This is a genomic window from Mycolicibacter longobardus (assembly GCF_002102265.1).
In the GTDB taxonomy this organism is placed as follows: Bacteria; Actinomycetota; Actinomycetes; order Mycobacteriales; family Mycobacteriaceae; genus Mycobacterium; species Mycobacterium longobardum.
Genome location: NZ_LQPG01000059.1, coordinates 19,185 through 44,815 on the forward strand (window position 1 = coordinate 19,185; position 25,631 = coordinate 44,815).

Annotated in this window: 27 protein-coding genes; 12 read left to right on the forward strand and 15 right to left on the reverse strand. The window is 68.1% G+C overall.

Features of this window, described 5'->3' with window-relative positions; all coding sequences use genetic code 11:
• Positions 1–8 precede the first annotated feature (8 nt).
• Entirely contained in the window at positions 9–722 is a 714-nt protein-coding gene (locus AWC16_RS23115; protein ID WP_085267040.1) for a hypothetical protein, read from the reverse strand.
• Positions 719–1,426, reverse strand: coding sequence for a hypothetical protein (locus AWC16_RS23120; RefSeq protein WP_085267041.1), 708 nt, complete (start codon positions 1,424–1,426; stop codon positions 719–721). The genes AWC16_RS23115 and AWC16_RS23120 overlap by 4 nt, the downstream gene beginning before the upstream one ends.
• 52 nt (positions 1,427–1,478) lie before the next feature.
• Here AWC16_RS23120 and AWC16_RS23125 point away from each other — a divergent pair, with 52 nt between their 5' ends.
• Entirely contained in the window at positions 1,479–3,461 is a 1,983-nt protein-coding gene (locus AWC16_RS23125) for a M13 family metallopeptidase (protein ID WP_085267042.1), read from the forward strand.
• Between the two features lie 94 nt (positions 3,462–3,555).
• Here AWC16_RS23125 and AWC16_RS23130 read toward each other — a convergent pair whose 3' ends face one another.
• The 4 genes from AWC16_RS23130 to AWC16_RS23145 all read right to left on the reverse strand — a co-directional run bounded on the left by AWC16_RS23130 (position 3,556) and on the right by AWC16_RS23145 (position 6,982).
• The gene (locus tag AWC16_RS23130; RefSeq protein ID WP_085267066.1) at positions 3,556–4,656 is read right to left on the reverse strand and encodes a L,D-transpeptidase; all 1,101 of its coding nucleotides are present in this window, start codon (positions 4,654–4,656) and stop codon (positions 3,556–3,558) included.
• A gap of 160 nt (positions 4,657–4,816) precedes the next feature.
• On the reverse strand, positions 4,817–6,037 hold the full coding sequence (locus tag AWC16_RS23135) for an MFS transporter (RefSeq protein ID WP_085267043.1): 1,221 nt from the start codon (positions 6,035–6,037) through the stop codon (positions 4,817–4,819).
• 79 nt (positions 6,038–6,116) lie between these two features.
• Positions 6,117–6,410 (reverse strand): copper-sensing transcriptional repressor RicR, encoded by a 294-nt coding sequence (ricR, locus tag AWC16_RS23140; protein ID WP_085267044.1) that lies wholly within the window; start codon positions 6,408–6,410, stop codon positions 6,117–6,119.
• Positions 6,407–6,982 (reverse strand): DUF305 domain-containing protein, encoded by a 576-nt coding sequence (locus AWC16_RS23145; RefSeq protein ID WP_085267045.1) that lies wholly within the window; start codon positions 6,980–6,982, stop codon positions 6,407–6,409. The genes ricR and AWC16_RS23145 overlap by 4 nt, the downstream gene beginning before the upstream one ends.
• A 77-nt stretch (positions 6,983–7,059) precedes the next feature.
• Here AWC16_RS23145 and ilvD point away from each other — a divergent pair, with 77 nt between their 5' ends.
• The gene (gene ilvD / locus AWC16_RS23150) at positions 7,060–8,769 is read left to right on the forward strand and encodes a dihydroxy-acid dehydratase (protein WP_085267046.1); all 1,710 of its coding nucleotides are present in this window, start codon (positions 7,060–7,062) and stop codon (positions 8,767–8,769) included.
• 79 nt (positions 8,770–8,848) lie between these two features.
• On the opposite strand, the gene AWC16_RS23155 is transcribed toward ilvD, so the two are convergent.
• Together AWC16_RS23155 and AWC16_RS23160 are read right to left on the reverse strand one after the other, a co-directional pair.
• Positions 8,849–9,292 (reverse strand): SPW repeat protein, encoded by a 444-nt coding sequence (locus AWC16_RS23155; protein WP_085267047.1) that lies wholly within the window; start codon positions 9,290–9,292, stop codon positions 8,849–8,851.
• A 129-nt stretch (positions 9,293–9,421) separates the two neighbouring features.
• Positions 9,422–10,081 (reverse strand): O-methyltransferase, encoded by a 660-nt coding sequence (locus tag AWC16_RS23160; RefSeq protein ID WP_085267048.1) that lies wholly within the window; start codon positions 10,079–10,081, stop codon positions 9,422–9,424.
• Positions 10,082–10,206: 125 nt separating this feature from the next.
• On the opposite strand from AWC16_RS23160, the gene mymT reads away from it, so the two are divergent.
• Positions 10,207–10,353, forward strand: a complete 147-nt coding sequence (gene mymT, locus AWC16_RS25820) for a copper-binding metallothionein MymT (RefSeq protein WP_085267049.1) — start codon at positions 10,207–10,209, stop codon at positions 10,351–10,353.
• A gap of 56 nt (positions 10,354–10,409) precedes the next feature.
• On the opposite strand, the gene AWC16_RS23170 is transcribed toward mymT, so the two are convergent.
• The gene (locus tag AWC16_RS23170) at positions 10,410–10,919 is read right to left on the reverse strand and encodes a TIGR04338 family metallohydrolase (protein WP_085267050.1); all 510 of its coding nucleotides are present in this window, start codon (positions 10,917–10,919) and stop codon (positions 10,410–10,412) included.
• Positions 10,916–11,665 (reverse strand): DUF2786 domain-containing protein, encoded by a 750-nt coding sequence (locus tag AWC16_RS23175; protein ID WP_085267051.1) that lies wholly within the window; start codon positions 11,663–11,665, stop codon positions 10,916–10,918. The genes AWC16_RS23170 and AWC16_RS23175 overlap by 4 nt, the downstream gene beginning before the upstream one ends.
• A gap of 163 nt (positions 11,666–11,828) precedes the next feature.
• Here AWC16_RS23175 and AWC16_RS23180 point away from each other — a divergent pair, with 163 nt between their 5' ends.
• Positions 11,829–12,428 carry a hypothetical protein gene (locus AWC16_RS23180; RefSeq protein ID WP_133056024.1) on the forward strand — a complete coding sequence of 200 codons (600 nt, stop codon included), beginning with the start codon at positions 11,829–11,831 and terminating at the stop codon, positions 12,426–12,428.
• 19 nt (positions 12,429–12,447) lie between these two features.
• Here the strand turns inward: AWC16_RS23180 and AWC16_RS23185 are convergent, their stop codons facing one another.
• From AWC16_RS23185 to AWC16_RS23195, 3 genes are all read right to left on the reverse strand, one after another.
• Positions 12,448–13,290: an alpha/beta hydrolase gene (locus AWC16_RS23185; protein ID WP_085267053.1), complete on the reverse strand. Its 843-nt coding sequence runs from the start codon at positions 13,288–13,290 to the stop codon at positions 12,448–12,450.
• 52 nt (positions 13,291–13,342) lie between these two features.
• Positions 13,343–14,530, reverse strand: a complete 1,188-nt coding sequence (locus tag AWC16_RS23190; protein ID WP_085267067.1) for an LLM class flavin-dependent oxidoreductase — start codon at positions 14,528–14,530, stop codon at positions 13,343–13,345.
• A gap of 101 nt (positions 14,531–14,631) precedes the next feature.
• On the reverse strand, positions 14,632–15,261 hold the full coding sequence (locus tag AWC16_RS23195; RefSeq protein ID WP_085267054.1) for a TetR/AcrR family transcriptional regulator: 630 nt from the start codon (positions 15,259–15,261) through the stop codon (positions 14,632–14,634).
• An 87-nt stretch (positions 15,262–15,348) separates the two neighbouring features.
• On the opposite strand from AWC16_RS23195, the gene AWC16_RS23200 reads away from it, so the two are divergent.
• From AWC16_RS23200 to AWC16_RS23225, 6 genes are all read left to right on the forward strand, one after another.
• Positions 15,349–16,092, forward strand: a complete 744-nt coding sequence (locus AWC16_RS23200) for a glucose 1-dehydrogenase (RefSeq protein WP_085267055.1) — start codon at positions 15,349–15,351, stop codon at positions 16,090–16,092.
• Between the two features lie 79 nt (positions 16,093–16,171).
• The gene (locus tag AWC16_RS23205; protein WP_085267056.1) at positions 16,172–17,296 is read left to right on the forward strand and encodes an NDMA-dependent alcohol dehydrogenase; all 1,125 of its coding nucleotides are present in this window, start codon (positions 16,172–16,174) and stop codon (positions 17,294–17,296) included.
• 17 nt (positions 17,297–17,313) lie between these two features.
• Entirely contained in the window at positions 17,314–18,102 is a 789-nt protein-coding gene (locus AWC16_RS23210; protein ID WP_085267057.1) for a pirin family protein, read from the forward strand.
• 50 nt (positions 18,103–18,152) lie between these two features.
• A complete protein-coding gene (locus AWC16_RS23215; RefSeq protein ID WP_085267058.1) occupies positions 18,153–19,115 on the forward strand; it encodes a TIGR03885 family FMN-dependent LLM class oxidoreductase in 963 nt (320 codons plus the stop codon).
• Entirely contained in the window at positions 19,115–20,998 is a 1,884-nt protein-coding gene (locus AWC16_RS23220) for a glycoside hydrolase family 15 protein (RefSeq protein ID WP_085267059.1), read from the forward strand. The genes AWC16_RS23215 and AWC16_RS23220 overlap by 1 nt, the downstream gene beginning before the upstream one ends.
• A gap of 135 nt (positions 20,999–21,133) precedes the next feature.
• Positions 21,134–22,222 carry a phosphodiester glycosidase family protein gene (locus tag AWC16_RS23225; protein WP_085267060.1) on the forward strand — a complete coding sequence of 363 codons (1,089 nt, stop codon included), beginning with the start codon at positions 21,134–21,136 and terminating at the stop codon, positions 22,220–22,222.
• A gap of 9 nt (positions 22,223–22,231) precedes the next feature.
• Here the strand turns inward: AWC16_RS23225 and AWC16_RS23230 are convergent, their stop codons facing one another.
• Complete coding sequence (locus AWC16_RS23230) at positions 22,232–22,840, reverse strand: Mce protein (protein ID WP_085267061.1); 609 nt, start codon at positions 22,838–22,840, stop codon at positions 22,232–22,234.
• 84 nt (positions 22,841–22,924) lie between these two features.
• Positions 22,925–23,515, reverse strand: coding sequence for a hypothetical protein (locus tag AWC16_RS23235; protein WP_234812404.1), 591 nt, complete (start codon positions 23,513–23,515; stop codon positions 22,925–22,927).
• A 387-nt stretch (positions 23,516–23,902) separates the two neighbouring features.
• On the opposite strand from AWC16_RS23235, the gene AWC16_RS23240 reads away from it, so the two are divergent.
• Complete coding sequence (locus AWC16_RS23240; RefSeq protein ID WP_085267062.1) at positions 23,903–24,772, forward strand: MlaE family ABC transporter permease; 870 nt, start codon at positions 23,903–23,905, stop codon at positions 24,770–24,772.
• Position 24,773: 1 nt separating this feature from the next.
• Positions 24,774–25,631: an ABC transporter permease gene (locus tag AWC16_RS23245; protein ID WP_047320376.1), complete on the forward strand. Its 858-nt coding sequence runs from the start codon at positions 24,774–24,776 to the stop codon at positions 25,629–25,631.

Genomic DNA, 25,631 nt, shown 5'->3' on the forward strand with positions numbered 1-25,631 from the left:
CGCGCACGTCAGCGCGCGTGGATCGGTGACATCTCCAGGACCATCCACTCGTCGCCGCGCTTGGTCAGCGTCACCCGCACCGGCACCACCGACTGCTTGACCTGCTGGTTCGCCACGGACTGCACACTGCGCAGCACGACGGCGACCCGGGCGGCCGACGGCCCGAGCGCTTCGACGCCGGCACTGAGCGTCTGTGCGTCGACCGCGATGTTGCGGTTGGCCATTTCGGTGGCGGTCCGGCCGATGCTCTCCCGGAAGGCATTGACCCGGTCCGGGACCATGAAGGTGGCCGCCTTGTCGATCGATGCGTCGGGGTTCGCCGGCGAGACCGTCGCGGCGGCTTGGGCCATCCCGACCGCGGTCTTGACCACCGCGGTGGAGTCGGCCTCCAGGGCCTTGTCGGGCACCGTCCAGCGCAGGTAACCCAGCACCGCCGCGGCGACCAGCGCCGTGGCGGCCAGGGCGACCGCGCCGAGTCGCAGGCCGGGCCGCTCGTCATCGGTACCGACCGTGACCGCGTCGCGGCGCAGCAACAGGAAGTTCACCGCCATGCCCTCGACGATGAGCAGCACCAGTACCGAGCATGCCGACACGTACCAGACCGGCCAGTCCAGCGTCAGCCCCACCAGCACCAGGCCGCCGATCGCGGCCAGCGGCGCGGCGATGTCAACGGCCAGGACCCGCCACAACGTCCTCGACTTCAGGTACCCCAGCTTGCTCATCGGATCGACCTCAATCGGGAGATCATCAGGTTGCCGTCGACGTCGGTGACGTCGAGGTGCAGGGCCCAGTGCACGGTCTGCGGCCGGCCGCCCACGTTCTCGGCGATCGAAGTGGCGATCACCATCACCGGGTCGGTGCGGCCCGGATTCGACGGCTGCTCACTGCCGGTGGCGGCCGGGTCGTCGGGATCGTGGCGCTCCAATTCGATGGCGACCGCCTCGATCCGGCCGGTGCTGCGCGATTCGATCCGCTGCACCACGTCCCGGTAGGGCGCCAGGGCGGCGTCGAACTCGGAGTTGAGTTCGCCGACCGTCTTGTCGCGAAGGCGCGCCATGCCCTTTTCGACGTTCTCGGCGTTCAAGTTGATCAGCACACTGGTCCAACTGGCGGCGGTCTGCAGCACCCGGCTGCGGTAACCGCGCTCGTTGACGTCCTCACGGTGCAGGTACAACGTGACGAGACTGAACACCAACGCGGCCACCGCCACCAGCCCGAGCGCCGCCGACGCCAGACCGTAGCGGGAGAAGCCCCCTCCCGAGGCCGCCGCAGCGGGCTTGGCGTGAGTGCTCTTCTTGGTCACCGTCTTCTGGTCGGTGCTTCCGGCAACTTCCTGCTCAGCGGCGATCTCTGCAGGGGTGGCGCCGGGCTCGATAACTCCGTCCCCCACCTCGGTGGAGACGTCGGGTAGCTCCTCGTCAGGCATGGCGGTGACGCTACAGGACACCTGTACGGTTCGCCGTGAAAGGATGGGCCCGATGACCTCACCAGCCACCAGCTCCGGCCTCGACCTCACCCATCTCGACAGCGCCATCCGGCCGCAGGACGATCTGTTCGGTCATGTCAACGGCCGCTGGCTCGACGGCTACGAGATGCCCCCGGACCGGGCCACCGACGGGGCATTCCGCGCCCTGTTCGACCGGGCCGAGGCGCAGGTCCGCGACCTGCTCACCGCGGCCGCCGAGTCGGGAACAGCCGGCACCGATGAGCGCCGGATCGGCGATCTCTATGCCAGCTTCCTCGACGAGGAGACCGTGCGGGACCGCGGGGTGGAGCCGCTGCTTGCGGAGTTGTCCGCGATCGAGAACGCCGGCGACCGCGACGCGCTGACGCGGGTGCTGGGCGCGTGTCAGCGCACCGGGGTCGGCGGCGGCGTCGGACTGTATGTGGACACCGATTCGAAGGACTCGACTCGCTACCTGCTGCATCTGTCCCAGTCCGGCATCGGCCTGCCGGACGAGTCCTACTACCGCGACGAGCAGCACGCCGAGATCCTGGCCGCCTACCCGGCCCATATCGCGGCGATGTTCGCTCTGGTCTACGGCGGCGACCCGGACGAGTACGCCGGGACGGCGGCCCGCATCGTCGCGCTGGAGACCCGGCTGGCCGACGCGCACTGGGACGTGGTGAAGCGCCGCGACGCCGAACTGACCTACAACCTGCGCACCTTCGCGGGACTGCCCGGCGAGGCGCCCGGTTTCGACTGGGCGGGCTGGGCCGGCGCGCTCGGTGTGTCCGCTGAGGCAGCGGCCGAACTGGTGGTGCGCCAGCCGGACTACCTGACGGCGTTCGCCGCGCTGTGGGAGACCGCGGATTTCACCGACTGGCAGGACTGGGCACGGTGGCGGCTGATTCACGGCCGAGCCGGGATCCTGACCGAGGAGCTGGTCGCCGAGGACTTCGAGTTCTACGGGCGCCGGTTGTCCGGTACCCAGCAGATCCGCGACCGGTGGAAGCGGGCCGTGTCGCTGGTCGAGTCGCTGATGGGCGACGCCGTCGGAAAGCTTTACGTGGCAAAGCATTTCCCGCCGGAAGCCAAGGCGCGCATCGATGAGCTGGTCGGCAACCTGCGCGAGGCCTACCGGGTGAGCATCACCAACCTGGACTGGATGACGCCGGAGACCCGGGAGCGGGCGCTGGCGAAGCTGGACAAGTTCACCGCCAAGGTCGGCTACCCCGCCACCTGGCGGGACTACTCGGCGCTGGTCACCGACCGCGCCGATCTGTACGGCAACTTCCTGCGCGGCTACGCGGTCAACTACGACCGCGAGCTGGCCAAGCTGGGGCAACCGGTGGACCGGGACGAATGGTTCATGACGCCGCAGACCGTCAACGCCTACTACAACCCGGGGATGAACGAGATCGTCTTCCCCGCCGCGATTCTGCAGCCGCCGTTCTTCGATGCCGAAGCCGACGACGCGGCCAACTACGGCGGCATCGGCGCGGTGATCGGCCACGAGATCGGGCACGGCTTCGATGACCAGGGCGCCAAGTACGACGGCGACGGCAACCTGATCGACTGGTGGACCGACGCTGACCGCAGCGAATTCGCTTCCCGCACCGGCGCATTGATCGCCCAGTATGAGACCTACGTGCCGCGTGAGCTGGATGGCGACCGACACGTCAACGGCGCGTTCACCGTCGGGGAGAACATCGGGGACCTCGGCGGACTTTCGATCGCGCTGCTCGCCTACCAACTGTCGTTGGACGGCGCCGAGGCACCGGTGATCGACGGATTGACCGGGGTGCAGCGGGTGTTCTTCGGTTGGGCGCAGGTGTGGCGCACCAAATCCCGTGACGCCGAGGCGATCCGGCGCCTGGCGGTGGATCCGCATTCACCGCCGGAGTTCCGCTGCAACGGGGTGATCCGCAACATGGACGCGTTCTACGACGCCTTCGACGTCACCCCGCACGACGCGCTGTATCTGGATCCCGCCCAGCGGGTCCGCATCTGGAACTAGCTCCGGTCCGGTCTCCCAGCGCGAGCAGACACACAATCGCACTTCCCTGAGGCGGTTCGTGCGATTGTCTGTCTGCTCGCGGTTGAGGGGCGCCCTACATCTGCCAGTCTTGGGAACCGTCGTTCTTGTTGTGCGTGCCGACGGAGTTCTTCACCACGACCGGGTCACCGCTGCCGAAGTTGTCGTAGAACCACTTGGCGTTGGCGGGGCTCAGGTTGATGCAGCCATGGCTGACGTTGCGCTTGCCCTGATCGCCCACCGACCACGGCGCGCTGTGCACGAAGCCACCGCTGTTGTCGATCCGGACCGCATCCTGAACGGTGAGCTTGTAGCCCCAGCTGGAGTTCACCGGAACCCCGTAGGTGGAGGAGTCCATCACCACCGTGGGGAACTTCTCCAGCACGTAGTAAGTGCCGTTGGGGGTCTCGTGCCCACCGGCCGACATACCCATCGACATCGGGAAGGTCTTCTCCACCTTGCCGTCTCGGGTGATCGTCATCTGGTGGGTCTTGTCGTCCGCGGTGGCCACCAGGGCGTCCCCGGTGCGGAAGCTCGACTTGGTACCGGCCGCGTCGATGTTGACGGTGGTGTTGGCCGGCCAGAAGTTGAACGGGCGCCACCGCACCTGGCTCGGGGTCATCCAGTAGAACTTGCCCGGCACCGGCGGGGACGACGAGATGTGGATGGCCTGCTCGGCCATCGCCTTGTCGGCGATCGGCCGCTGGAAGTTGATGATGATCGGCTTGGCCACCCCCACCATCGAACCGTTGACCGGGTTGAAGGTGGGCGGCAGGAACGGCGGCGTACCGGTGAACGGTTCCGGGTTCTGCCCGACGGCAGGGCCGGAGGCGGCCGCCGGCACTGCACCGGGCTGTGCCGGGCTTGACGGCGGTTCCGCCCCGGCCGGCACCGGCTCCGGAGCGGGCGGTGCGGCCTCAGGCGGCGGTGGGAACGCCACCGGGTCCCCCGGCGCAGGTCCGGGCGGAGGCGGCGGAAGCAGTTCCGGCGGTGGAGGCGGCAGCTCCGGTGCGGGCGGCGGCGCGGGCGCGTCCGCCGGACCGGCGTCCACGACTGCCGGGTCGCCAGGCTGCTGCGGCGGGTCGGCCAACGCCGATCCGCAACCAAGGGTGAGCCCCGCGGCCAGTCCAGCGGTGCTGAGCCAGGCCCCGATCCGCGTGAGCTTCCATCGCGACATGTACATACCTCCGGTCACAATCTTGATCCAAGTGTTGCACAGGGCGACTGCCAGCTAACTCCAGCGGTCGGACGAACACACCGCGAAACGGGACGTGACACCGCGCTGAACAGTGGTTTCAACCGTCGGCGTAGTGGCGAAGGTTACCGTGCCGGCCGCGTCAGGGAACGACGAACAGCCGCTTGCTGGCCGCTATCCCGGCCGCCGCGAGACCCACCAGCAGGGCCGATGCGCCCAGCATCGCCGAGGTTCCGGCCTTGTCGAACAGCAGCCCGCCGGCCAGCGATCCCCCGGTTATGCCGATCTGGAACGCCGTCACGTACAGCCCCGACGCACCGTCAGGATCGTCGGGTGCGGTGCGCATCGCCGCCGACTGCAGCATCGGCGACACCGCCATCGCCATCGCACCCCACAGCACGATCGCCGCCGCGCCCACCACGACGGTGGCGGTGGTGTGGTGCCCGCCGAGGGACAACGCGGCCAGCACGACCAACGCCGTGGACAGCGCCGCCATGCAGCCACCGGTGATCGCCTTCGGCCGGTGGTCCAGCGGTCGGGCCAACGTCGGCATGGCGATCAGGCCGGCGGCGCCGAACGCGGCCAGCAGCCAGGCCAATCGGGCCCCGGGGACCCCCACCACGTCCTCGATGATCACCGCGATGAACGTGTAGGAGATGAAGTGGCCGGTGACGGCGATCAGCATCACCGCGCTCACACCCAACAGCCGGCGATTGCGGTAGTGATGGCGCCCGACCAGCGCCAGCTGATCGGTGCTGAGCACCAGGGCGGGCAGTGCGAACCGGGCCGCCAGCGTGATGGCCGCCGCCGCCACGGTGATCACCACCACCGCCAGCCGCCACCCCCAGAGCAGGCTCATCGCCGACGTCAGCGGGATGCCGACCACCAACGCCAGGCTGGTGCCCACGTAGATCGCCGTGGTGGCCCGCCCGGAATGACTGGGCGGCACCAGCCGGGTGGCGATGGGCGCCAGCACCGACCACATCAGGCCGTGGGTGACCGCGCACAGCGCCCGGCCGGAGGCCAGCACCGTGAAGTTGGGCGCCATCGCCGAGATCACCTGCGAGGAGGTCAGGCACACCAGGGTGAGCAGCAGCACCCGGCGGCGCGGCCAGTACGCGGTCCAGCGCACCAGCGGAATCGTCGTCGCCGCGGCCACCACCGCATACCAGGCCAGCAGGGTCCCGACCAGGGCCTCGCTGACGCCCAGGCCGGCCGAGATGGCCGGCAGTGCGCCGACCGGCAGGATCTCGGCGGTGGCGTAGACGAACGCGGCACCGGCCAGGATCGCCAGCTGCGCGGTGGTTCGCGGCGTCCAGGGCGTCCGGGGCCCGGATCGGGTTTTTCCAGTTTCGACAGTCATGTTGTGGGGGCAGCGTCGAGTGGTGTGTGGCGCATCGCGCTCCCGGTAACTGCTGGATCACATGGTAGCGGCGCGCGGGTCAGGAACGAACCAGCCGCGCGATAGCGGCCGAGGCTTCGGTGAGTTTGAGGTCGGCCTCGGTGCCACCGGCGGCGGCCGCCCCGCTGACGCAGTGCACCAGATGCTCGTCGAGCAGGTTCAGCGCCACCGAGCGCAGCGCGCTGTTGACCGCGCTGATCTGGGTGAGGACATCGATGCAGTACTTGTCGTCCTCGATCATCTTGGCGATTCCGCGCACCTGCCCTTCGACGCGGCGCAGCCGTTTGGCGTAGTTGTCCTTCCGCGGGGAGTACCCGGGAGCATCGGTGGTCATGGCGCCCCTAACAGTCGGTTCATCTGATCTATCTCGGCCTGTTGCAACGGTGCCAGTGACCGCGCGATGCTGATGGCCTCGGGACTCTGGCCCTGTTCGATCTCGTTGCGCGCCATGGTGATAGCGCCGCGGTGGTGCGCGATCATGGTCTGCAGCCACAGCATGTCGAACTCCGGTCCGCGCAGACCGCGCAGCTTGTCCATTGTGGCCTGGTCCGCCATGCCGGGAATGTCGAGCTTGTCCTGGGGCCCGTCGGCCCTACCGCCGGGGACCTCCCACTGCAACAGTTGGGCCTGACAGCCCTGCAGTTGGGTGCGCTGCTGGGCCCCGATCTGGTCCGCGAGCATCACCAGCTGCGGATCGGTGCTCTGCCCGCGCACCATCACGGTGAGCTCCAAGGCCTGCTGGTGGTGGACAACCATGTTCTCCAGGAACGTGACGTCGCCGGGGCTGGCCGCGCTCATCGCCCCCGGACTGCTCGACGTCGTGGGCTCCGGTGCAGACGAGGCATGGCAGCCGCCAGCGCCGACACTGACGACGAGCGCGGCGACGACGGTGAGGACTGCTCTCATGCCGCCACTCTAACCTATACCCCCGCGGGGTATTTTATTCGTTTTGCCCGGCCACCCCGTACCGGCATACTTAGCGGGTGAATCTCGAGTCTTCGACCCCTGTCGACATCAAACCGCGCAGTCGTGACGTCACCGACGGCCTGGAGCGAGCCGCGGCCCGCGGCATGCTGCGCGCGGTGGGGATGGGCGACGAGGACTTCGCCAAACCCCAGATCGGGGTGGCGTCGTCGTGGAACGAGATCACGCCGTGCAACCTGTCGCTGGACCGGCTGGCCAAGGCCGCCAAGGAGGGCGTCTTCGAAGCCGGCGGCTACCCGCTGGAGTTCGGCACCATCTCGGTGTCCGACGGCATCTCGATGGGCCATGAGGGCATGCACTTCTCGCTGGTGTCACGCGAGGTGATCGCCGACAGCGTCGAGACCGTAATGTGCGCCGAGCGGCTCGACGGATCGGTGCTGCTGGCCGGCTGCGACAAGTCGCTGCCCGGCATGCTGATGGCCGCGGCGCGGCTGGATCTGGCCGCGGTATTCCTCTACGCCGGCTCCACCATGCCCGGCTACGCGCAGCTCTCCGACGGCACCGAGCGCGAGGTGACGATCATCGACGCCTTCGAGGCGGTCGGCGCCTGCTCGCGCGGGCTGATGTCCCGCGAGGACGTCGACGAGATCGAGCGGTCCATCTGCCCCGGCGAGGGCGCCTGCGGTGGCATGTACACCGCCAACACCATGGCCAGCGCCGCGGAGGCACTGGGCATGTCGCTGCCGGGCAGCGCTTCCCCGCCGTCGGCGGACCGGCGCCGCGACGGCTACGCCCGGCGCAGCGGCCAGGCGGTGGTGGAGTTGCTGCGCCGCGGTATCACCGCGCGCGACATCTTGACCAAGGAGGCGTTCGAGAACGCGATCGCGGTGGTGATGGCCTTCGGTGGATCCACCAACGCCGTGCTGCACCTGCTGGCGATCGCCCACGAGGCCGAGGTGGAGCTGACCCTGGCCGACTTCTCCCGGGTCGGGGCGAAGGTGCCGCATCTGGCGGACGTCAAGCCGTTCGGCCAGCACGTGATGTTCGACATCGACAAGATCGGCGGAGTGCCGGTCATGCTGAAGACCCTGCTGGAAGCCGGGCTGCTGCACGGCGACTGCCTGACCGTCACCGGCAAGACCATGGCGGAGAACATCGCCGCCATCAACCCCCCGGTGGTGGACGGCAAGGTGCTGCACGCGCTGACCAACCCGATCCATCCGACCGGCGGCATCACCATCCTGCGCGGCTCACTGGCCCCCGAGGGCGCGGTGGTCAAGTCGGCGGGCTTCGACACCGACGTGTTCGAGGGCACCGCAAGGGTTTTCGATGGCGAGCGGGCGGCGCTGGATGCCCTGGAGGACGGCACGATCAGCGCCGGCGACGCCGTGGTGATCCGCTACGAGGGCCCCAAGGGCGGTCCCGGCATGCGGGAGATGCTGGCGATCACCGGTGCCATCAAGGGCGCCGGGCTGGGCAAGGACGTGCTGCTGCTGACCGACGGACGGTTCTCCGGCGGCACCACCGGGCTGTGCGTGGGCCACATCGCGCCCGAGGCGGTGGACGGCGGACCGGTGGCGTTCCTGCGCGACGGCGACAAGATCCGCCTCGACGTGGCCAACGCGACTCTGGACGTGGTGGCCGACCCGGACGAATTCGCCGCCCGCGCGGAAGGCTTCAGCCCGCCGCCGCCGCGCTACACCACCGGCGTGCTGGCCAAGTACCGCAAGCTGGTCCGCTCGGCCGCCAACGGCGCCGTCTGCGGCTAACCGTTAGCGCCGAGCAGACACAGAATCGCGTAAAAGTGCGGTCCGGCATGCGATTCTGCGTCTGCTCGCGGTGGAGGCGTTAGGCGTGCTTGGCCGCTTCGCCCCGCGCCCGCATACCGAAGTACGCGGCATTCATGCCGAGGACCGTCAACACCGCGCCGGTGATCACGTTGGACCAGATCATGTCGGAGCTCGGCGATCCGTCCAGCAGAATCCAGGGCGAGACCATGAACCACAACCCGAACACCGGCAGGGTCCATGCCAGCCCGTGCATGCGGTCCAGCGCCGCCGCGAATCCGCATGCCAGGAAGGCCACGCAGAGTCCGACGACCAGGTTGTTGACGGCCAGCCTGCTGGCCGCATCGAATCCGATCACCCACGGCGACACCGCCCCGTAGACGGCCGCCAGCAACGTCAAGCCGAAGGTGCCCTGGGCAGTCATCGACTCGGCGACGCGCTCGTACCGTTCGCGTAGAGCTAACAGGTCCGGGTGGTGTTCGATTGATGAATGGACTGTACTCATTTCGTAACCTTTCTGTTATGTAGCAGGCATTTTGGCGCCTGCCACACCCATCCATCTGATGAAAGATTACGCTCGGCCGCCGTCGCTCAGCAACGAAAATCTCGTGGCTGAGAGCCCGCCCGGCCGCTGCTAGTCGACCACGGCCAACGCGAAGCCGTCCCAGCCTTTGACGCCGACGGTCTGCAATGCTGCGGCCTGCAAGCGCGGGTGTTCGCCCATCAGCTCCAACACCTCCCGGCTGCCGCGCGCGGTCTCATCCCCGGACTCCGGATCCAGGATCGCGCCGTCACGAATCACGTTGTCCACCACGATCACCGCGCCGGGGCGGGACAGCTCTACCGCCCAATTCAGGTAGCCGACGTTGTTCTCCTTGTCGGCGTCGATGAACACCAGATCGAACGGCTCACCGGACAGCGTCGGCAGGGTCTCCAGCGCGGGCCCGACAAGAATCTGCACCCGTTCGCCGACGCCGGCACGGTCCAGATTGGCCCGGGCCACCGCGGCGTGATTCGGCTCGTACTCCAGCGTCACCACCGAGCCCGCCGGCCCGACGGCGCGCGCCAGCCAGAGCGTGCTGTAGCCGCCCAGGGTGCCGATCTCCAGGATTCGGGTGGCGCGGGTCGCGGTCGCCAGCAGGCTCAAGAACTTGCCCTGCTGCGCCGAGACCGCGATGGCCGGCAGCCCGGCCTCGTCACTGGCGGCCAGCGCTGCCGTCAGCACCGGGTCTTCTCCGGTTAGCAGGCGGTCCAGCAGGGTATCTACATCGCGGGGCGTGGGGGTTTGCGTCACTTCACCGAGGCTATCCCGCAAATAGCAGATTGGACGCCATTAGCCTCTTTACCCCATACCCCTATGGGGTATATAGTCGGATGCGCCCCGGCGACCGTCGGGGATCACATAGGAAGGTGTGACTCATGGCGAACTACGAGGATGGAACCTTGCTGACGTGCGGCCACGACGGCTGTGGGTGTCGCGTCCGCGTCGAGACCGCGTGTCACTGCTCAGGTGCGGACGTGAGCTACCGCTGCACCTGCGGCGACGAGCTGGTACCCGTCAGCTGACGACGGCCGGTGACGCACAACCCCGGCCGTTGTGCGTCACCGGACTCGCCCCAGCCCTAACGGACGCCCTCCTTGGCGAACACCACCCGAAGCACATAGCCCAGCTCCGGGCCCATCACCATCTCGGCCAGCTCGCAGAACGTCGCCACGAACTGCGGACCGTGCGGCGGCCGAACATCACACAGATGGTGCGCGATCTCGTGCAGCACCACCAGTTCCCGCAGCGCCCATTCCACGCCGCGCTGGTCCGGCACAGCGATAGTGCCTGCCTCACCGACCTTTTCGTAGTGCGCGGCCGTGGTGCCGCGACGCGCGCGCACGGTCAGCGCCGCCGCATCCGGCCAGCGACCCCGGACCGCCGCCAGCGCCAGGACGTTATCGACGTAACGCTGGACCGCCGCCACCGAACCGAAGCGAGCCTCCGGCGGCAACGTCAGCGCGGCACCGAAGAACTCCACGCTGCGCGAGCCGCTCTGGGCCGCGCGGTCGAACAGGGTGCGGATGAAGACCTCGGCGGCGTAGACCTTGGTGCGCTGAACATCGCGCTGCGGCGCGTGCTCGCTCACCGCTCCAGCGCGGAGCGCGCCACCGACAGTTCCGCGTTGTCCCCCAGCCGGGCTTTGCGGCCGGCCCTGTCCCCCGCCCGTCGAGCTGCCGACGAATACCCCGCCGACGCCCGGGTGGCCCGCCAGGTGCCGCGCGCCTTCGACGCGCCGCGGTAGAAGTCGGTGAGTTCGAGCTCCTTGTTGCGCAACGCGATCGCTGTTCCCGGTGGCCGGCGTCGATCCTTCTCCGCATCTCTGCGGGTTTCGTCGCGGGCTTCGGCCAGCCGTTGGGCGACCCGGACGCCGAAGGCGAGGTGGAAGTTCAGCCGGGCGGTGATGGTCGGGGTGGGCCGGTGCTCGCCGGTGGCGATGTAGGCGTCGGAGGCCCGGACCATCTGAACCACCAGGCTGGCGTAGAGGGCGTGGGTGGCGTCGATGTCCTCGGCGAAACCGTAGGCGTAGACGAACGTCGAGTTCGACGCCACGTCGCAGCGCACGTCATTGGCCGCGGCGATTCCCACGAACAGCTGCACATAGGTGCGCAGCCCCCTGGCGCCGGGAGAACCGATGGTGATGGTGCGCTGCACCGGTGCGGTGGCCGCGGTCCGGGTGGCCGAGTGCGCTCGTGCCACCGCCAGATCGATGGAGGTCGCGGTGGCCAGCCGCTGCGCAGCCGCCATGAACGCGTCGGCCTCATGGGCATTGTCGGTACCTTCGGCCTGGCGCAGTAGAGCCGCGATGCGCGCCAGCATCTTGTCGTCGGTCATCGCGCCAACAACCTGATCGTCTCCGGCATGCCCCCAACCTAAACGAGGGGTACGACCCTGCCGGCACGGCTGTCCACAGGTCCATCCATCACCCCGGGCGAAGAATCTCCATAGGTATTTGTGCGGATGTCGGTCCAGGCAACGGGTCATTAGCGTCGGACAGATGATTCGTAGGGTTCTCCTCCCGGCCGTGGCGGCCTCCGCACTGCTGCTTTCCGGGTGCTCCGGTTCGGAATCCAGCACAGACAGCAGCGGCGCGAATGGCTCCGGCAGTACCGCCGGCGCGTGCGGAAAGACCCAGCTGACTTTCACCGACACCTTCCGCAAGCAGGAATTCGTGGTCACCGATGCGACAGGGATGCGGCAGCCGGATGGCTACGCATACGCTTTGGCGGTCGGTGACGCACCGGTCACCTTTGGTGCCCACGACTCCGATATCAAGGCCCCGGACGGGACGACCTATGTCCGGCTGGGTGTCGGGGTGCCGTATCGGGTGGGAACCACCATCGACCGCCGGCCACTCGAAGCAGGCGAGGTTGTGCCGGTCCAGGGCGAGTACGGGGTGCCCGGATTCGCCGTCAGCGTGTTCAAGGTCGGCGACGGCGGAAGACTCACCTCGGTCGGCAATCGGGACGACGCCGCGGGGACCGTCACGGTGACCAGTGTCGGCGAACGATTCTGCGCCGAGGTCAACTACTCCGACCGGTACAAGACGGTCGTCGGAACGGTCACGGCGGACATCACCGACACGCGATTGCGCTGAGGAATGGCCGGCGCTCGGCTCAGGACAGCCGTGCGTCGATCCAGCCGACCACGTCGTCGAGCACCTGCGCACGCTCGGGTTCGTTGAACACCTCGTGGTAGAGCCCGGGGTAGATGGTCAACCGCACGTCGTCGGAGCCGACGCACCCGGCCAACCGTTTGCTGCCCTGCGCGGGAATCAGACCGTCGTCGGATCCGTGCACCACCAGCAGCGGCGCCGTGAGCGCCTTCGCCCGCGAGGGCATGGTCTCGCCGACCTTGACCAGCGCCCGCGCCACACCGGCCGGCACCAGGCCGTGGTGCACCAAGGGATCTTCGTTGTAGGCGGCCACCACCGCCGGATCGCGTGACACCAGGGCGCTGTCGAGTTTCTCCACCGGCAGGCCCGGCGCGACGGCGCCCACCGCCTTGGCGACGAACGCCAGAAGCGGCGACACCGTGTCGGTCATGGCCACCGCCGGCCCGGAGAGCACCATCAGCTGGTAGTCGTCGGGGCGGTCCACGCCGTAGCTGAACACCACGGCCCCGCCCATGCTGTGTCCCAGCACCACCCGCGGCAAGCCGGGATGCTCGCGGGCGGCGATACCGGCCAGCGTGTGGAAGTCACCGGTGTACTCGGACATGTCCCGGCACAGCACCCGCTTGCCGCCCGACCGGCCGTGTCCGCGGAGATCCAGCGCGTAGGTCACCAGCCCCGCCTCGGCGAAGCGCGCGGCGACGTGGTCATAGCGGCGGGCGTGCTCGCCGAAGCCGTGCGACAGCACCACCACCGCGCGGGGCGCCGCCTCCGGCGTCCAGGTGTCGTAGACGATGGGCACCGCGCGCACGCCCTCAAAGGTTCGCTCGGTGCGGGTGACGGCCATCTGAGCAGCGTAACGACCTCGGCGGTTGCCCGGCCGCCGGCCGCTCGTTAGCTCACGCCCCCGGCACCGCGGCGGGCTCACCGTAGTACTCGGTGGTGGCCTTGGTGATCGCCCCGATCAACGCACCGAGCAGCTGTTCGCGGTGGTCGGCGGCGTACTGCAGGCTGGCCTCGCGGCCGCGGTTGCGGTTCTTGAAATGGGGGATCACCTCGGAGGCGAACAGCTCGTAGCTGCGCTTGGTGTCCTCCCAGTTGGCCATGTCCACGTGCAGGATCAGCAGGGTGCCGAATCCCCCGGTCTTGTCGATCAGCCGCTCGATCTGGGCGATGGCGTCCTCGGGGGTGCCGATGACGGCCTGGCCGAACTCGCCGATGGTGTCGGTGCGCCACTGTTCGACGATGCCGTCCGGGGTCTGTGCCCAGTCCGGGTCCGCCCCGATCTGCCGGTTGACGTAGGCGGCGATCGCGTCGATCCGGCGGCTGACCGCCCGTTCGGCGTCGGCGCGCGTCTCGGCCAGGAAGATCGGGTTGACCAGCCGCCAACGGGACCGGTCGGCGACGTGCCCGTGCTCGGCGGCGACCTGCTCGTAGACGCCCCAGTTACGGTCGAGGGTGTCGAACCCGGCCGGCGAGCTGGCGGCCAGCGACATCAGCGACAGGCCGTGACTGCCGGCCAGCACCGAGCCGTTGGGGGAGATCGTCGAGGCGGCCACCACCTCGATACCTGCCGGGTCGTAGGTGGGCAGCTGCGCGCGGGCGTCACGCAGGGTGAACCAGTCGGTGGTCATGTTGACGACTTCGCCGCGCAGCAGCGGCAGGATCGCTTCCAGCGCCTCGCCCTGGCGGCGGCGCTGATCGGCCGGATCGATGCCCATCATCAGCGCATCCAGCGGGATCTTGCCCGGTCCGGTGCCGAAGACGAGTCGACCACGGGTGAGCAGGTCGAGCTGGGTGATCCGGTCGGCGGTGATCAGCGGGTGGTGATAGGGCAGCGACACCACGCCGGTGCCGAACCGGATGCGGCTGGTGCGTTCGGCGGCGGCGGCGATGAACTGGTCGGGGGCGGGCACGATCTCGGCGCCGGTGGAGTGGTGTTCCCCCATCCACGCCTCATCGAACCCGAGATGGTCCAGGTGCTCCATCAGGTCGATGTCGCGGCGCAACTGCAGCGCCGGGTCGGCGTTCAGCGGGTGGTACGGGGCGAGGAAAGCGCCGAACTTCAACGATTCCGGGGTCCACATCGGGGTCATCTCCTTTGGCAGCGCGGCACTGCACCGGAGCATAGGTGGATCAAATGATTGGATCAAGTGATCCATAAATTGCGGATGGGAGGGCCGGAGGTTCAGGGCCCGAGCAGGTTGGCCACCCCGCCGCTGACGAAATCGACCAGGTCTTCGTAGAAGGCTGCCAGCTCCGCGTCCGGCAGCCGGCGGCCGTTGCGGCTCCATTCGTCGGCGCGGCTGAGCGCCTGCAGAAAACCCATGATGGAGATCGCCCAGCGCAGCTCGATCCGAGCGGGATCCGCGTCCGGGAAAGCCCGCCGAACCTGGGCCATCACCGCCTCGGTGACATGCTGGTCCACCGCTCGCATCGCCGGGTGTCCCTGCTGGGAGATCTGGGCGATGATCTTGATCCAGCGCATGCCGCGGGTCCGGTGCCGAGTCAGCAACTGCAGGTAGGGGTCGGTGACCGCACGCACCAACGACTCGGTGTCCGGCGGCTCGGGCGCGGAGGCCAGCGCGTCGACGTTGGCCCGGATCTGGTCGCGCACCGCGGCGCCGAGGTCGACCAGCACCGCCGCCAGCAGGTCGTCCTTCGAGCCGAAGTGGTAGTGCACCGAAGCCGCCCCGAGCCCGGCGTCGGCGTTGACCGCACGCACCGACACCGCCTCGACGCCGTGTGCGGCGAACAGCTTCTCCGCCGCCTTCACCAACCTCGCCCGCGTCGCATCGCCCTGCCGATTGACCGCCATGACTGCCGAGTGTGCACTGCCGGGACGGCTATGCCACGCTTGCGCGCAAACGAACGTGTTCGATCGGCGTACCCGGCGGAGGAATCAGTGGGCAGAGTCGAAGGCAAAGTTGCGCTGATCAGCGGCGGCGCCCGGGGTATGGGTGCGGCGCACGTGCGGGCACTGGCCGCCGAGGGCGCCAAGATCGTGATCGGCGACATCCTGGAAGACGAAGGCGCCAAGCTCACCGACGAACTGGGGGCCGACACCGCCCGGTTCGTCCGTCTCGACGTGACCCGGGCGCAGGATTGGCAGACGGCCGTGCAGACCGCCGTCGACGAGTTCGGCGGCCTCAGCGTGCTGGTGAACAACGCCGGGATCGCCAAGTACAACACTCTGGAGAACTTCGACATCGCCGTCTGGCAGCAGGTCCTCGACGTGAACCTGACCGGCACCATGCTGGGTATGCACGCGGCCGTCGCGCCGATGAAGTCGGCCGGCGGCGGGTCCATCATCAACATCTCCTCGGTGGAGGGGATGCGTGGCTCCACGGGACTGTATGGCTACGTCGCGTCGAAGTGGGGCGTGCGCGGACTGGCCAAGGCCGCCGCGCTGGAGCTGGCGCCACACAACATCCGGATCAACAGTGTGCTGCCCGGCCTGATCCGCACCCGGATGACGATCGCCATCCCCGACGACTCCCTGCAGATTCCACTGGGCCGCGGTGCCAAGTCGGCGGAGGTGTCCACCGCGGTGCTCTTCTTGGCGTCCGACGAGTCCGCCTACATGACCGGCGCCGATCTGGTCATCGACGGGGGTCTGTCCGTGGGTATCCCACACAAGACCTCATAAATCATCGTTTCCCCATGTCAGAACGGTGTTGCCGACCAGAGTTGTAACACGTTTCTATAGATTCGCTAAGATCGCCCGCATGAAGACCAAGGGCGCATTGTTGTGGGAGCTGAACTCGCCGTGGCGGGTCGACGAGATCGAGCTCGGCGACCCCGTGGCCGGCGAGGTCCAGGTCCGGATGCACGCCGCGGGCATGTGCCACTCCGACTATCACCTGACCACCGGGGCCACCCCGATCGGCCTGCCGGCACTCGGCGGCCACGAGGGTGCCGGAGTCATCACCAAGGTCGGCAGGGGGGTGACCGGCCTGGCGGAAGGCGATCACGTCGTGATGGCCTTCATCCCGGCCTGCGGCGCCTGCCCGCCGTGTATGAAGGGTTTCCGCTCCCTGTGCGACCGGGGTGCGGTACTGCTGGGCGGCAAGGCCATCGCCGACGGCACCAACCGGATCCACGCCGGTTCCCACGAGGTCTCCCCGATGAACCTGCTCGGCACGTTCTCGCCGTACATGACGGTGCACCAGGACTCGGTGGTCAAGATCGATCACGACGTGCCGTTCGAGACCGCGGCGATCATGGGCTGCGCGGTGCCCACCGGCTTCGGCTCGGCCACCAACGTCGCCGAGGTCAAGCCCGGTGAAACCGTGATCGTCATCGGCGTCGGCGGCATCGGCATGAGCGCCCTGCAGGGCGCGATGCTGTCCGGCGCGCGGCGCGTCATCGCGATCGACCCGGTGGCCTTCAAACGCGATGCGGCCGTCAAGTTCGGCGCCACGCACGTCTACCCCTCCATGGCCGAGGCGATCATGCCGGTCATGGAGGAGACCTGGGGGCTGATGGCCGACAAGGTGATCATCGCCGTCGGGGACATGAAGGGCGAGTACATCGAAGAGGCGTTGACGCTGACCGCCAAGACCGGCACCTGCGTGGTCACCGGCATGGGGTCGATGGTCGACGCCGACGTCAAGCTGAACCTCTTCTTGTTCACCATGTTGCAGAAGACCTTGAAAGGCAACATCTTCGGTGGCGGCAGCTCGCACATCGAGACGCCGCGACTGGTGGGCCTGTACAAGTCCGGTCTCCTCAAACTCGACGAGATGATCACCACGACCTACCGGCTCGAGGACATCAACTCCGGCTACCAGGACATGGTCGACGGCAAGAACATCCGCGGTGTGATCACGTTCGACGAATCGGACTGGTGACGCGCTAGCCTGGGCTGATGCCTGCTGCGCCCGTCGAGCCGGACGTGCGACGGGCCGCCGACCGGGCGGTCACCACTACGCCGTGGCTCAACTCCCGGCATTCGTTCTCGTTCAACGACTACTACGACCCGGGCAACACCCACCACGGACTGCTGCTGGTCAACAACGATGACATCGTCGCGCCGTCGGCCGGGTTTGCCACCCACCCGCACCGTGACGCCGAGATCGTCACCTGGGTGCTGTCCGGGGCGTTGAGCCATCGCGATTCGATCGGCAACTCCGGGCTGATCCATCCCGGTCTGGCACAACGAATGTCGGCGGGCACCGGGATTCTTCATTCGGAGCAGAACGAATCTGACAGCGAGCCGGTGCATTTCGTGCAGATGTGGATCATGCCGGACGAACCCGGGCGCGCCCCCGGCTACCAGCAGCAGGAGATCACCGAAGCCCTCACCGGTGGCGGCCTGGTCACCGTCGCCTCCGGCAGTGACCCGGGCGCCGCGATCACCATCGGCAATGCCGATGCCACCCTGTACGCGGCCCGGCTGCGGCCCGGAGACAGCCTTGACCTACCGGACGCGCCGTACACGCATCTGTTCGTTCCGCTCGGCAGTGTCGATCTGGAGGGCGCCGGGGCACTGGGACCCGACGGTTCAGCGAGCCTCGACGGAGGAGAGGCGAAGCTGGGAACGCCGCTCAGGCCCGGCGATGCGGTCCGCTTCACCGGCGGCGGAGGTCAACGGCTGACCGCGGCCACGCCATCGGAAGTGCTCGTCTGGGCGATGAAAAAACGCCTGGGCGATTAGCGCGGCATTGAGTTTAGGGCGTCACCCCTGCGGGGAAACCGGTTCCCACCATGGCTGAATTCGGGTTCCATGCCTCACATGAGCAGATCGCGCCGAGCGCGCTGCTGGAGATGGTCGGGGAAGCGGAACGAGCCGGCTTCCAAACCGCCATGTGCTCCGACCATTTCGCGCCGTGGAGCCACAGCCAAGGCCATTCGGGTTTTGCCTGGGCGTGGCTGGGGGCGGCGCTGGCCCGCACCGCGCTGCCGTTCGGCGTGGTCAGCGCACCGGGCCAGCGCTATCACCCGGCAATCATCGCGCAGGCCTCGGCCACGCTGACCGAAATGTTTCCGGGACGGTTCTGGGTGGCGTTCGGCAGCGGCCAAGCCCTTAACGAACACATCACCGGCGACCGCTGGCCCGGCAAGGCCGAACGCAATGCGCGACTGCTGGAGGCCGTCGAGGTGGTGCGTGCTCTGTTGACCGGGGAGACCGTCAGCCACGACGGCCACTTCCGGGTGGACCGGGCCACCTTGTATTCCCGTCCAGACCAGCCGCCGCCGATCGTCGGGGCGGCGGTGACCGCCCAGACCGCGCACTGGGTCGGCGGATGGGCCGATGGACTGATCACGGTCAACCAGCCCATCGAACGGCTGAGGCAGGTGATCGGGGCGTTCCGCGATGGCGGCGGGGACGACAAACCGGTGCGCCTACAGGTGCATCTGAGCTACCACCCCGACGAGGCCACCGCCCTGGCGATCGCCCACGATCAATGGCGTTACGGCATCATCGGCAGCGAAGTGGGCTGGGCGCTGGAGACACCCGAGGACTTCGAGCAGGTTGCGGCCTATATTCGCCCCGACGATGTGCGGCCGCACGTGCTGGTTTCGTCCAGCCTGAACCAGCACAGCCAATGGCTGCACGAGTACGCCGAACTCGGGGTCAACGCGCTGTATCTGCACCATGTCGGCAAGCAGCAACGGCAGTTCATCGAAGCCTTCGGCACCGAGGTGCTGCCGGAGCTGATCAGCTGATGACCGGCGGCCGGGGGCGCTACCCCCCGATTTCCTCCTACGCGTTTCTGTCGGACATGCACACCGCGGCGCTGATCGGCCCGGACGGCGCGGTGGAGTGGCTTTGCGTGCCGCAGTTCGACGGCGAGAGCGTGTTCGCCCGGATCCTGGACCGCGACCACGGCGGCGCTTTCGCGCTGAGCGTGCCAGGCGCTGACCCGCCGGTGCGACGCTACGCCGGCGATTCGCTGGTCCTCGAGAGCCACCTCACTGCGCCCACTGGCACTGCTGCCGCTTTCGACTTCCTCGCGGTCAGCGAGTGCGTCGCTGAGGATGGCGACCCGCTGGCAAAGGGTGTGCTCTGCCGCATGGTGCGCTGCGAGTCCGGGACCGTGCCGGTGCGGGCGGTGATCGACTACCGGCCCGGCTATGCGACCAGGGCGGCGCACTGGGAGCGCGACGGCGCCGAATGCTGGCGTGAAACCACCACCGGCATCCGGTTGTCGGGCACCGCGCCGCTGACGTTGCGAGACGAGACGCTGTGCGCCTCGGTCGACCTCGGCGCCGGCGAGGTCGTCGCGTTCCAACTGGACTACCGCGAGTCGGACTCGGGCGGCCGAGCGCCGGTCGACGTGCGGGCCGCCGAGGCGTTGCGGCAGGAAAGCTGCCGAGGCTGGCAGCAGTGGTCGGAACGCTGTTCATACCACGGCGCCGCCCGCCACGCCGTGGTGCGCAGTGCGGTGGTGTTGCGCGGGCTGGCGTTCGACGACAGCGGCGCAACGCTTGCCGCGCCCACCACCTCGTTGCCGGAATGGATTGGTGGCGAACGCAACTGGGACTACCGCTTCGTCTGGCACCGTGACGCCTCCCTGCTGGTGCTGGCGCTATATCGGCTGGGGCACGCCGCCCAAGGGCGTCGCTACAAGCAGTTCCTGTTCTCCCTCGACAGCGCTCAGGCCGGTGAGCTCAAGCCGATGGTGCGCATCGACGGCGGAACCGAAAGCCGGGAGAAGACGCTGGATCATCTTGTTGGGTATGCGGGTTCGCGTCCGGTGCGGGTCGGCAACGAGGCTTTCGAGCAGACCCAGTTCGAGAGCTACGGGCACGTGCTCGACGCCGCCTACGTCTATCACCAGCTCACCGGCGACCTCGGTGACGCCGAGTGGTCGACGCTGCGGGGCCTGGTCGAGACGATCCGGCACCGCTGGACCGAACCCGACCACGGCATCTGGGAGATCCGGGGCGAGTCGCGCCACCACACCTATTCCAAGCTCATGTGCTGGGTCTGTCTCGACCGCGGCATCCGACTGGCCGAGGAGTTATGCGACGGGCGAGAGCCGTTGATCACGGGCTGGCAGGCCGCACGCGAGGAGGTCCGGCGTGACGTACTGGCACACGGCTACAACAACGACCGCGGCGCGTTCGTGCAGGAGTACGGCGGAACAGCTCTCGACGGGTCCCTGCTGCATGTCGGACTGTTCGGGTTCCTGCCCGGCGACGACCCGCGCGTGGTGTCCACCATCGACCGGATCATCGCGGAACTCTCCGACGGCGACGCGCTGATTCACCGTTACCACCCCGACGAAGTCGATGACGGCATCGACGGACCGGAGGGCGCCTTTCTGATGTGCTCGTTCGACCTGGTCTCCGCGTTGGTGCTGGCCGGCCGGATCGATGAAGCCCGTGACCGCTTCACCCGACTGCTGGAGTTTGCCGGACCGCTCGGTCTGTTCTCCGAGGAAGCCACCGCCGACGGCGTGGCGCTGGGCAACTATCCGCAGGCCTTCACCCACCTGGCGCTGATTCAGGCCGCGATGAATCTTGACGCCGGCAGCGACAGCGACGCCCTGCACGCCTGGTCTACTCGGGAGGCCAACGTGACACGCCGCACCGCGTACCGGTAGGGCCCGCCGATCTCACGCTGGGGTAACCGATCCGCCACTGTCACGGCACAGACCGGTCACACCCGCTGTCTGCGCGGTTTCTGTAGCTAGCCTGGGAACTTGGCGTCTCCCCAGGCCGAGCCGAAAGGACGAACAGTGTCGACTCCAGTGGCTTTCGTGCGTCGCCTGGCGGCTGGCTGCAGCGCGGTGCTGCTCTGCGCAATCCTGGCGGTCGGCCCGGGCCTGCCCACCGCGCGCGCTGCCGCCCAGGACCAGTTGGCCGCCGCGATAGCCCGAACGCCGGGTTCCTACCTCGTCTACAACTTCGGGGGCGGGCATCCCGCGCCGATGCTCAACGCCGCCGGGGACTGGTACGAGATGTCCGGCGGCGGGCACCTGGTCGTGCTCAAGGCGGCCTCGCAGCGCATCCAGCCGCACCTGCTGGTCGACAGTCACAGTGGCGCGCAGGGCCGCTGCGAACGCGATCAGCGGGCCCGGACCGGCGAGGGACTGATGCAGTCCGCCGAGTTGTACACCCCGCTGCAGGCCTGGCAGATGCTCGGTCGGCCGACAGTGGCGATCAACGCCAACTTTTTCGACATCCGCGGCCAACGGGGCGGATCGTGGCGGACCACCAAGTGCAGTTCCCCGCTGGGCGCGTACGTGGACAACACCCGCGGCCAGGGCCGGGCCAACGTCGCGGTCACCGGCACCATCCCCTACGCGGGCAAGCAGGGGTTGTCCAACGGCAACGAGCACTGGTCGACGCTGACCACGATGATCCTGCCGGCCCGTGGTGCCCCGTATGTGTTGTGGCCGCGCGGCGGCCGCGACGGCGGAGACTACGACGCGGCCGGACCGACGATCACCGGCCTGGTGGAACGCGGGGACCGGTTCGTCGCAGTGAGCGGGCTGGGGCTGCTGGCGCCCGGCGTCACCGGGCAACTCAATGACGGCGGGCCGAGCGCGGCGCGCACCGCCCTGGGCTATTCGCAGGCCAAGGACGAGCTGTACGTCTTCCAGGGCGGCCACTACACCCCGGACAACATGCAGGACCTGTTCCGCGGACTGAACAGCGACCACGCCGTCCTGCTCGACGGCGGTTCGTCATCGGCGGTCGCGCTGCGCCGCGACGCCGGCGGCATGTGGACCGGCGCCGGTGTGCCGCGCGGATCGTGCGACACCGCCCAGGTGCTGTGCGACGCCCACGAACGCGCGCTGCCCAGCTGGTTGGCGTTCAATTAGCGGCCTGGCTCAGGGCATGTCGACCTTGGCGGCCAGCCAGCGGCCGTTCACCTTCTCCATGGTCATCACGATCCGGCTGCGATCGATCTTCGCTTGGGGAGATGTCTTGTTGCTCACCGACTGATCGACGAACAACAGCACCTCGACCTTGTTCTTGGTGGCGGATTTGACCGCCGAGTCGATGACGGTGCCGTGCGCGGCGGCCTTGTTGTCGATCAGCAGTTGGCGCAACTGCTCGCTGGAGGCGGCGTACATGTCCTTGAATTCGCCGGTCGCCCCGTCGAGGACTTCGGCGAAGTTCTTGTCGATCGCGCCCGGGTCCACCCCCGTCAGCACCAGCGTGTACTTTTCGGCGGCCTCCAGCGCCTGTGCGGCGGCCGCCGTGCGCTGATGGTGAGCGAAGAGCAGCCAGCCCTCCCAGGCCGCCCCGACCAGGCCCAACGCCAGGACGGCCGCGGCGATCCGCCGCCGGCTCAGGCCGCCGATGCCCTTCCTGGGCGTCTCGGCTTCAGCAGTGGTTTCCCCCCCGGCATCACCGCCGTCATCGGGGGGCAGCGCCTCACCAGCTGCCTCATCGGCTACCTCGTCGGCCGCTTTCTCCTCAGCACCGTCCGACACCTGAACTACCTCTCATGGTCTCCTGCGCATGGCCGTTCGGCCGCAACGCACCACGAACCTACCCCAGCCCGTGGCGGTCGGGCTTTAGGTGCAAGCCCCGGAATTCCTCAGCGCGTTGCCCCATCCGGCCGCGGAGTCGATGTGGGCGCGCGTGTAGCCCGCCGGCTGTTTCTTGCGCATGCTGTCGGCGATGCGGGTCAGCTGGAACAGCACACCGGTCAGCTGTTCCCCGCCGTAGATCGGCGAGTAGGGGCCATAGTTGTCCGGGGTGTTGCGTATGGTCAACGGCTGCAACCGCGGCCCTAAGAAGCCGGTCGACCGGTCGATGTTGGCCACCACGGCATCCGCCTGCGACTGCACACCGGCGTAGACGTCGTGGCGGCCGGCGAGGTTGCGGTTGAATTCGTTGATCTGGCCCATCAGCGGATCGAACTGCGTGTCGAACCACTGACAGGAGTCCGACATGCCGCCGATCATCTCAGGCGTCACCTGGTAGGTGAAGGTGTTGTACGGCCAGAAGTCCATGTGCGGCGACCAGTCGGTGGGTGCCGGCGTGAACCCGGGAAGCACCGGCGGCTGGTCCGGCTCGGCGACGGCGGGGCCGGACATCAGCAGCCCGGCGAACGTCGTCGCACACCACGCCGTGGCGGCCACTCGTGCCCGCCATGCCCGCATCGGCACCTGCTCCACTTCCTTCCACACACCCGTCCGTGCCCGGTCCGAGTATCGCCACCGAAACCGCCACGCTGGCACCGATCGGCGAAAATCGTTGCCAACGGGCGAAAAACGTGGCCATAACCGGAGTCATGTTGCCTGAAGCACCCCCGGCGAGGCATTGTGTCCGAGACCATGTCCGGATGAAAGGTCGCGGCGAGATCCCATGAGTTTCCCCCCAGCAGTCGCGACCCGTATCCCGCTGATCAACGCATCAGTTGAGCCGAGAAACGCCGAACCCTACCGTGGGGTAGTAACCCTGGCTAACATGTCCGCCATGGAACACCGGCCCCCAACGCAGTCGGCCACAAATACAGATAGCGCTCTCCCGCCCGCGAGCGGCGGCCGATGACCACCCAAGACGACCGTGTACTCACCGGGGAAGCCCCGCTCGACGGTGCGGCAGCCATCCAGGACTGGACCGTCGGCTACGTCAATCGCCACCCGCTGGCATCGCTGACCACAGTCGGCGAGCAGTGCGTCCTGGCGGTTCGCACGGTGCAGTACTTCTTCGCCGATCTGTTCGGTGGCCGATTCCAGTGGGGCGAGTTCGTCCGGCAGAGCGCCTTCATGGCCAACACCGCGGTGCTGCCGACGGTCCTGGTCGCGCTGCCGATCGGGGTCACGCTCTCCATTCAGTTCGCGCTGCTGGCCAACCAGGTCGGCGCCACCTCACTGGCCGGCGCGGCTGCCGGGCTCGCTGTCATCCGGCAGGCTGCCTCGCTGGTGGCGGCCATGCTGATGGCCGCCGCGGTCGGGTCGGCCATCACCGCCGACCTGGGTTCGCGAACCATGCGCGAGGAGACCGACGCCATGGAGGTGATGGGCGTCTCGGTGATCCGTCGGCTGGTGGTCCCCCGCTTCGCCGCGGCCATCATGATCGGCGTAGCGCTGACCGGAATCACCTGCTTCGTAGGCTTTTTGGCCAGCTACCTGTTCAACGTGTATTTCCAGAAGGGCGCGCCCGGCAGTTTCGTGGCCACGTTCTCCTCGTTCGCCACCACCGGCGACATGATCGTCGCGCTGATCAAGGCCGTGGTCTACGGCGCGATCGTCGCGGTGGTGTCCTGCCAGAAGGGACTGTCCACCCGCGGCGGTCCGGCCGGCGTCGCCAACTCGGTGAACGCTTCGGTGGTCGAGTCGATCCTGGTTCTGATGATCGTCAATGTCGGCATCAGCGAGCTCTATAACGTGCTCTACCCACGGACGGGGCTGTGAGATGACCGCGTCGTCCTATGTCCCGGCATTCGCGCGCCCGCTGCTGCGCGCCTACCGGATGGCGTCCGAGCCGACCATCCGCTTGGGACACATGCTGGTGTTCTTCGGCCGCGCCGCGGCCGGTGTTCCGACCGTGCTACGTCACTACCGCAAGGAGTTTCTGCGGTTGCTCTCCGACATCGCCTGGGGCAACGGCTCCATCGTGGTGGGTGGCGGCACCGCTGGGGTGGCGATCGTCCTGGGCTTCACCGCCGGTGCGCTGGTGGCGATCGAGGGCTACAACTTTCTGAATCTGCTGGGGCTGGGGCCCGCGACCGGCATCATCTCATCACTGGTCAACACCCGCGAGCTGGCACCGATCATGGCCTCGATGGCGTTCGCGATGCAGGCCGGTTGCCGCTTCACCGCGCAGCTCGGCGCCATGCGAATCGCCGAGGAGATCGACGCCCTCGATTCGATCGCGATCCGGCCCATTCCGTTCCTGGTCACCACCCGACTGCTGGCCGCGACCATCGCGGTGATCCCGCTCTACGTGGCCTGTCTGGCGATCACCTACCTGACCTGCCAGCTGGTCACCGGCATCATCGGCGGCGGCTCCATCGGCCCGTACACGCACTACTTCACAATGATGTTGAGCGGCAAGGACATCGTCTACTCCGTGCTCAAGTGCGTGGTGTTCGTGTGGCTGGCCTCTACCGTGCAGTGCTACTACGGCTTCTACGCCTCCGGCGGACCCGAAGGCGTCGGGGTGGCCTCCGGCCGGGCCATGCGGGCTTCCATCACGATCGTGATCATGGTCAACATGCTGCTGACGATGGCGCTGTGGAGCATCGACGCCGGCGCAAGGTTCGGTGGCTGA

Excerpts from the sequence above, each read along its gene's own strand:
- AWC16_RS23115 (WP_085267040.1), bottom strand. The coding sequence starts at position 722 with ATGAGCAAGCTGGGGTACCTGAAGTCGAGGACGTTGTGGCGGGTCCTG.
- AWC16_RS23120 (WP_085267041.1), bottom strand. The coding sequence starts at position 1,426 with ATGCCTGACGAGGAGCTACCCGACGTCTCCACCGAGGTGGGGGACGGA.
- AWC16_RS23125 (WP_085267042.1), top strand. The coding sequence starts at position 1,479 with ATGACCTCACCAGCCACCAGCTCCGGCCTCGACCTCACCCATCTCGAC.
- AWC16_RS23130 (WP_085267066.1), bottom strand. The coding sequence starts at position 4,656 with ATGTCGCGATGGAAGCTCACGCGGATCGGGGCCTGGCTCAGCACCGCT.
- AWC16_RS23135 (WP_085267043.1), bottom strand. The coding sequence starts at position 6,037 with ATGACTGTCGAAACTGGAAAAACCCGATCCGGGCCCCGGACGCCCTGG.
- ricR (WP_085267044.1), bottom strand. The coding sequence starts at position 6,410 with ATGACCACCGATGCTCCCGGGTACTCCCCGCGGAAGGACAACTACGCC.
- AWC16_RS23145 (WP_085267045.1), bottom strand. The coding sequence starts at position 6,982 with ATGAGAGCAGTCCTCACCGTCGTCGCCGCGCTCGTCGTCAGTGTCGGC.
- AWC16_RS23155 (WP_085267047.1), bottom strand. The coding sequence starts at position 9,292 with ATGAGTACAGTCCATTCATCAATCGAACACCACCCGGACCTGTTAGCT.
- mymT (WP_085267049.1), top strand. The coding sequence starts at position 10,207 with ATGGCGAACTACGAGGATGGAACCTTGCTGACGTGCGGCCACGACGGC.
- AWC16_RS23175 (WP_085267051.1), bottom strand. The coding sequence starts at position 11,665 with ATGACCGACGACAAGATGCTGGCGCGCATCGCGGCTCTACTGCGCCAG.
- AWC16_RS23180 (WP_133056024.1), top strand. The coding sequence starts at position 11,829 with ATGATTCGTAGGGTTCTCCTCCCGGCCGTGGCGGCCTCCGCACTGCTG.
- AWC16_RS23185 (WP_085267053.1), bottom strand. The coding sequence starts at position 13,290 with ATGGCCGTCACCCGCACCGAGCGAACCTTTGAGGGCGTGCGCGCGGTG.
- AWC16_RS23190 (WP_085267067.1), bottom strand. The coding sequence starts at position 14,530 with ATGTGGACCCCGGAATCGTTGAAGTTCGGCGCTTTCCTCGCCCCGTAC.
- AWC16_RS23195 (WP_085267054.1), bottom strand. The coding sequence starts at position 15,261 with ATGGCGGTCAATCGGCAGGGCGATGCGACGCGGGCGAGGTTGGTGAAG.
- AWC16_RS23205 (WP_085267056.1), top strand. The coding sequence starts at position 16,172 with ATGAAGACCAAGGGCGCATTGTTGTGGGAGCTGAACTCGCCGTGGCGG.
- AWC16_RS23210 (WP_085267057.1), top strand. The coding sequence starts at position 17,314 with ATGCCTGCTGCGCCCGTCGAGCCGGACGTGCGACGGGCCGCCGACCGG.
- AWC16_RS23215 (WP_085267058.1), top strand. The coding sequence starts at position 18,153 with ATGGCTGAATTCGGGTTCCATGCCTCACATGAGCAGATCGCGCCGAGC.
- AWC16_RS23220 (WP_085267059.1), top strand. The coding sequence starts at position 19,115 with ATGACCGGCGGCCGGGGGCGCTACCCCCCGATTTCCTCCTACGCGTTT.
- AWC16_RS23235 (WP_234812404.1), bottom strand. The coding sequence starts at position 23,515 with ATGCGGGCATGGCGGGCACGAGTGGCCGCCACGGCGTGGTGTGCGACG.
- AWC16_RS23240 (WP_085267062.1), top strand. The coding sequence starts at position 23,903 with ATGACCACCCAAGACGACCGTGTACTCACCGGGGAAGCCCCGCTCGAC.
- AWC16_RS23245 (WP_047320376.1), top strand. The coding sequence starts at position 24,774 with ATGACCGCGTCGTCCTATGTCCCGGCATTCGCGCGCCCGCTGCTGCGC.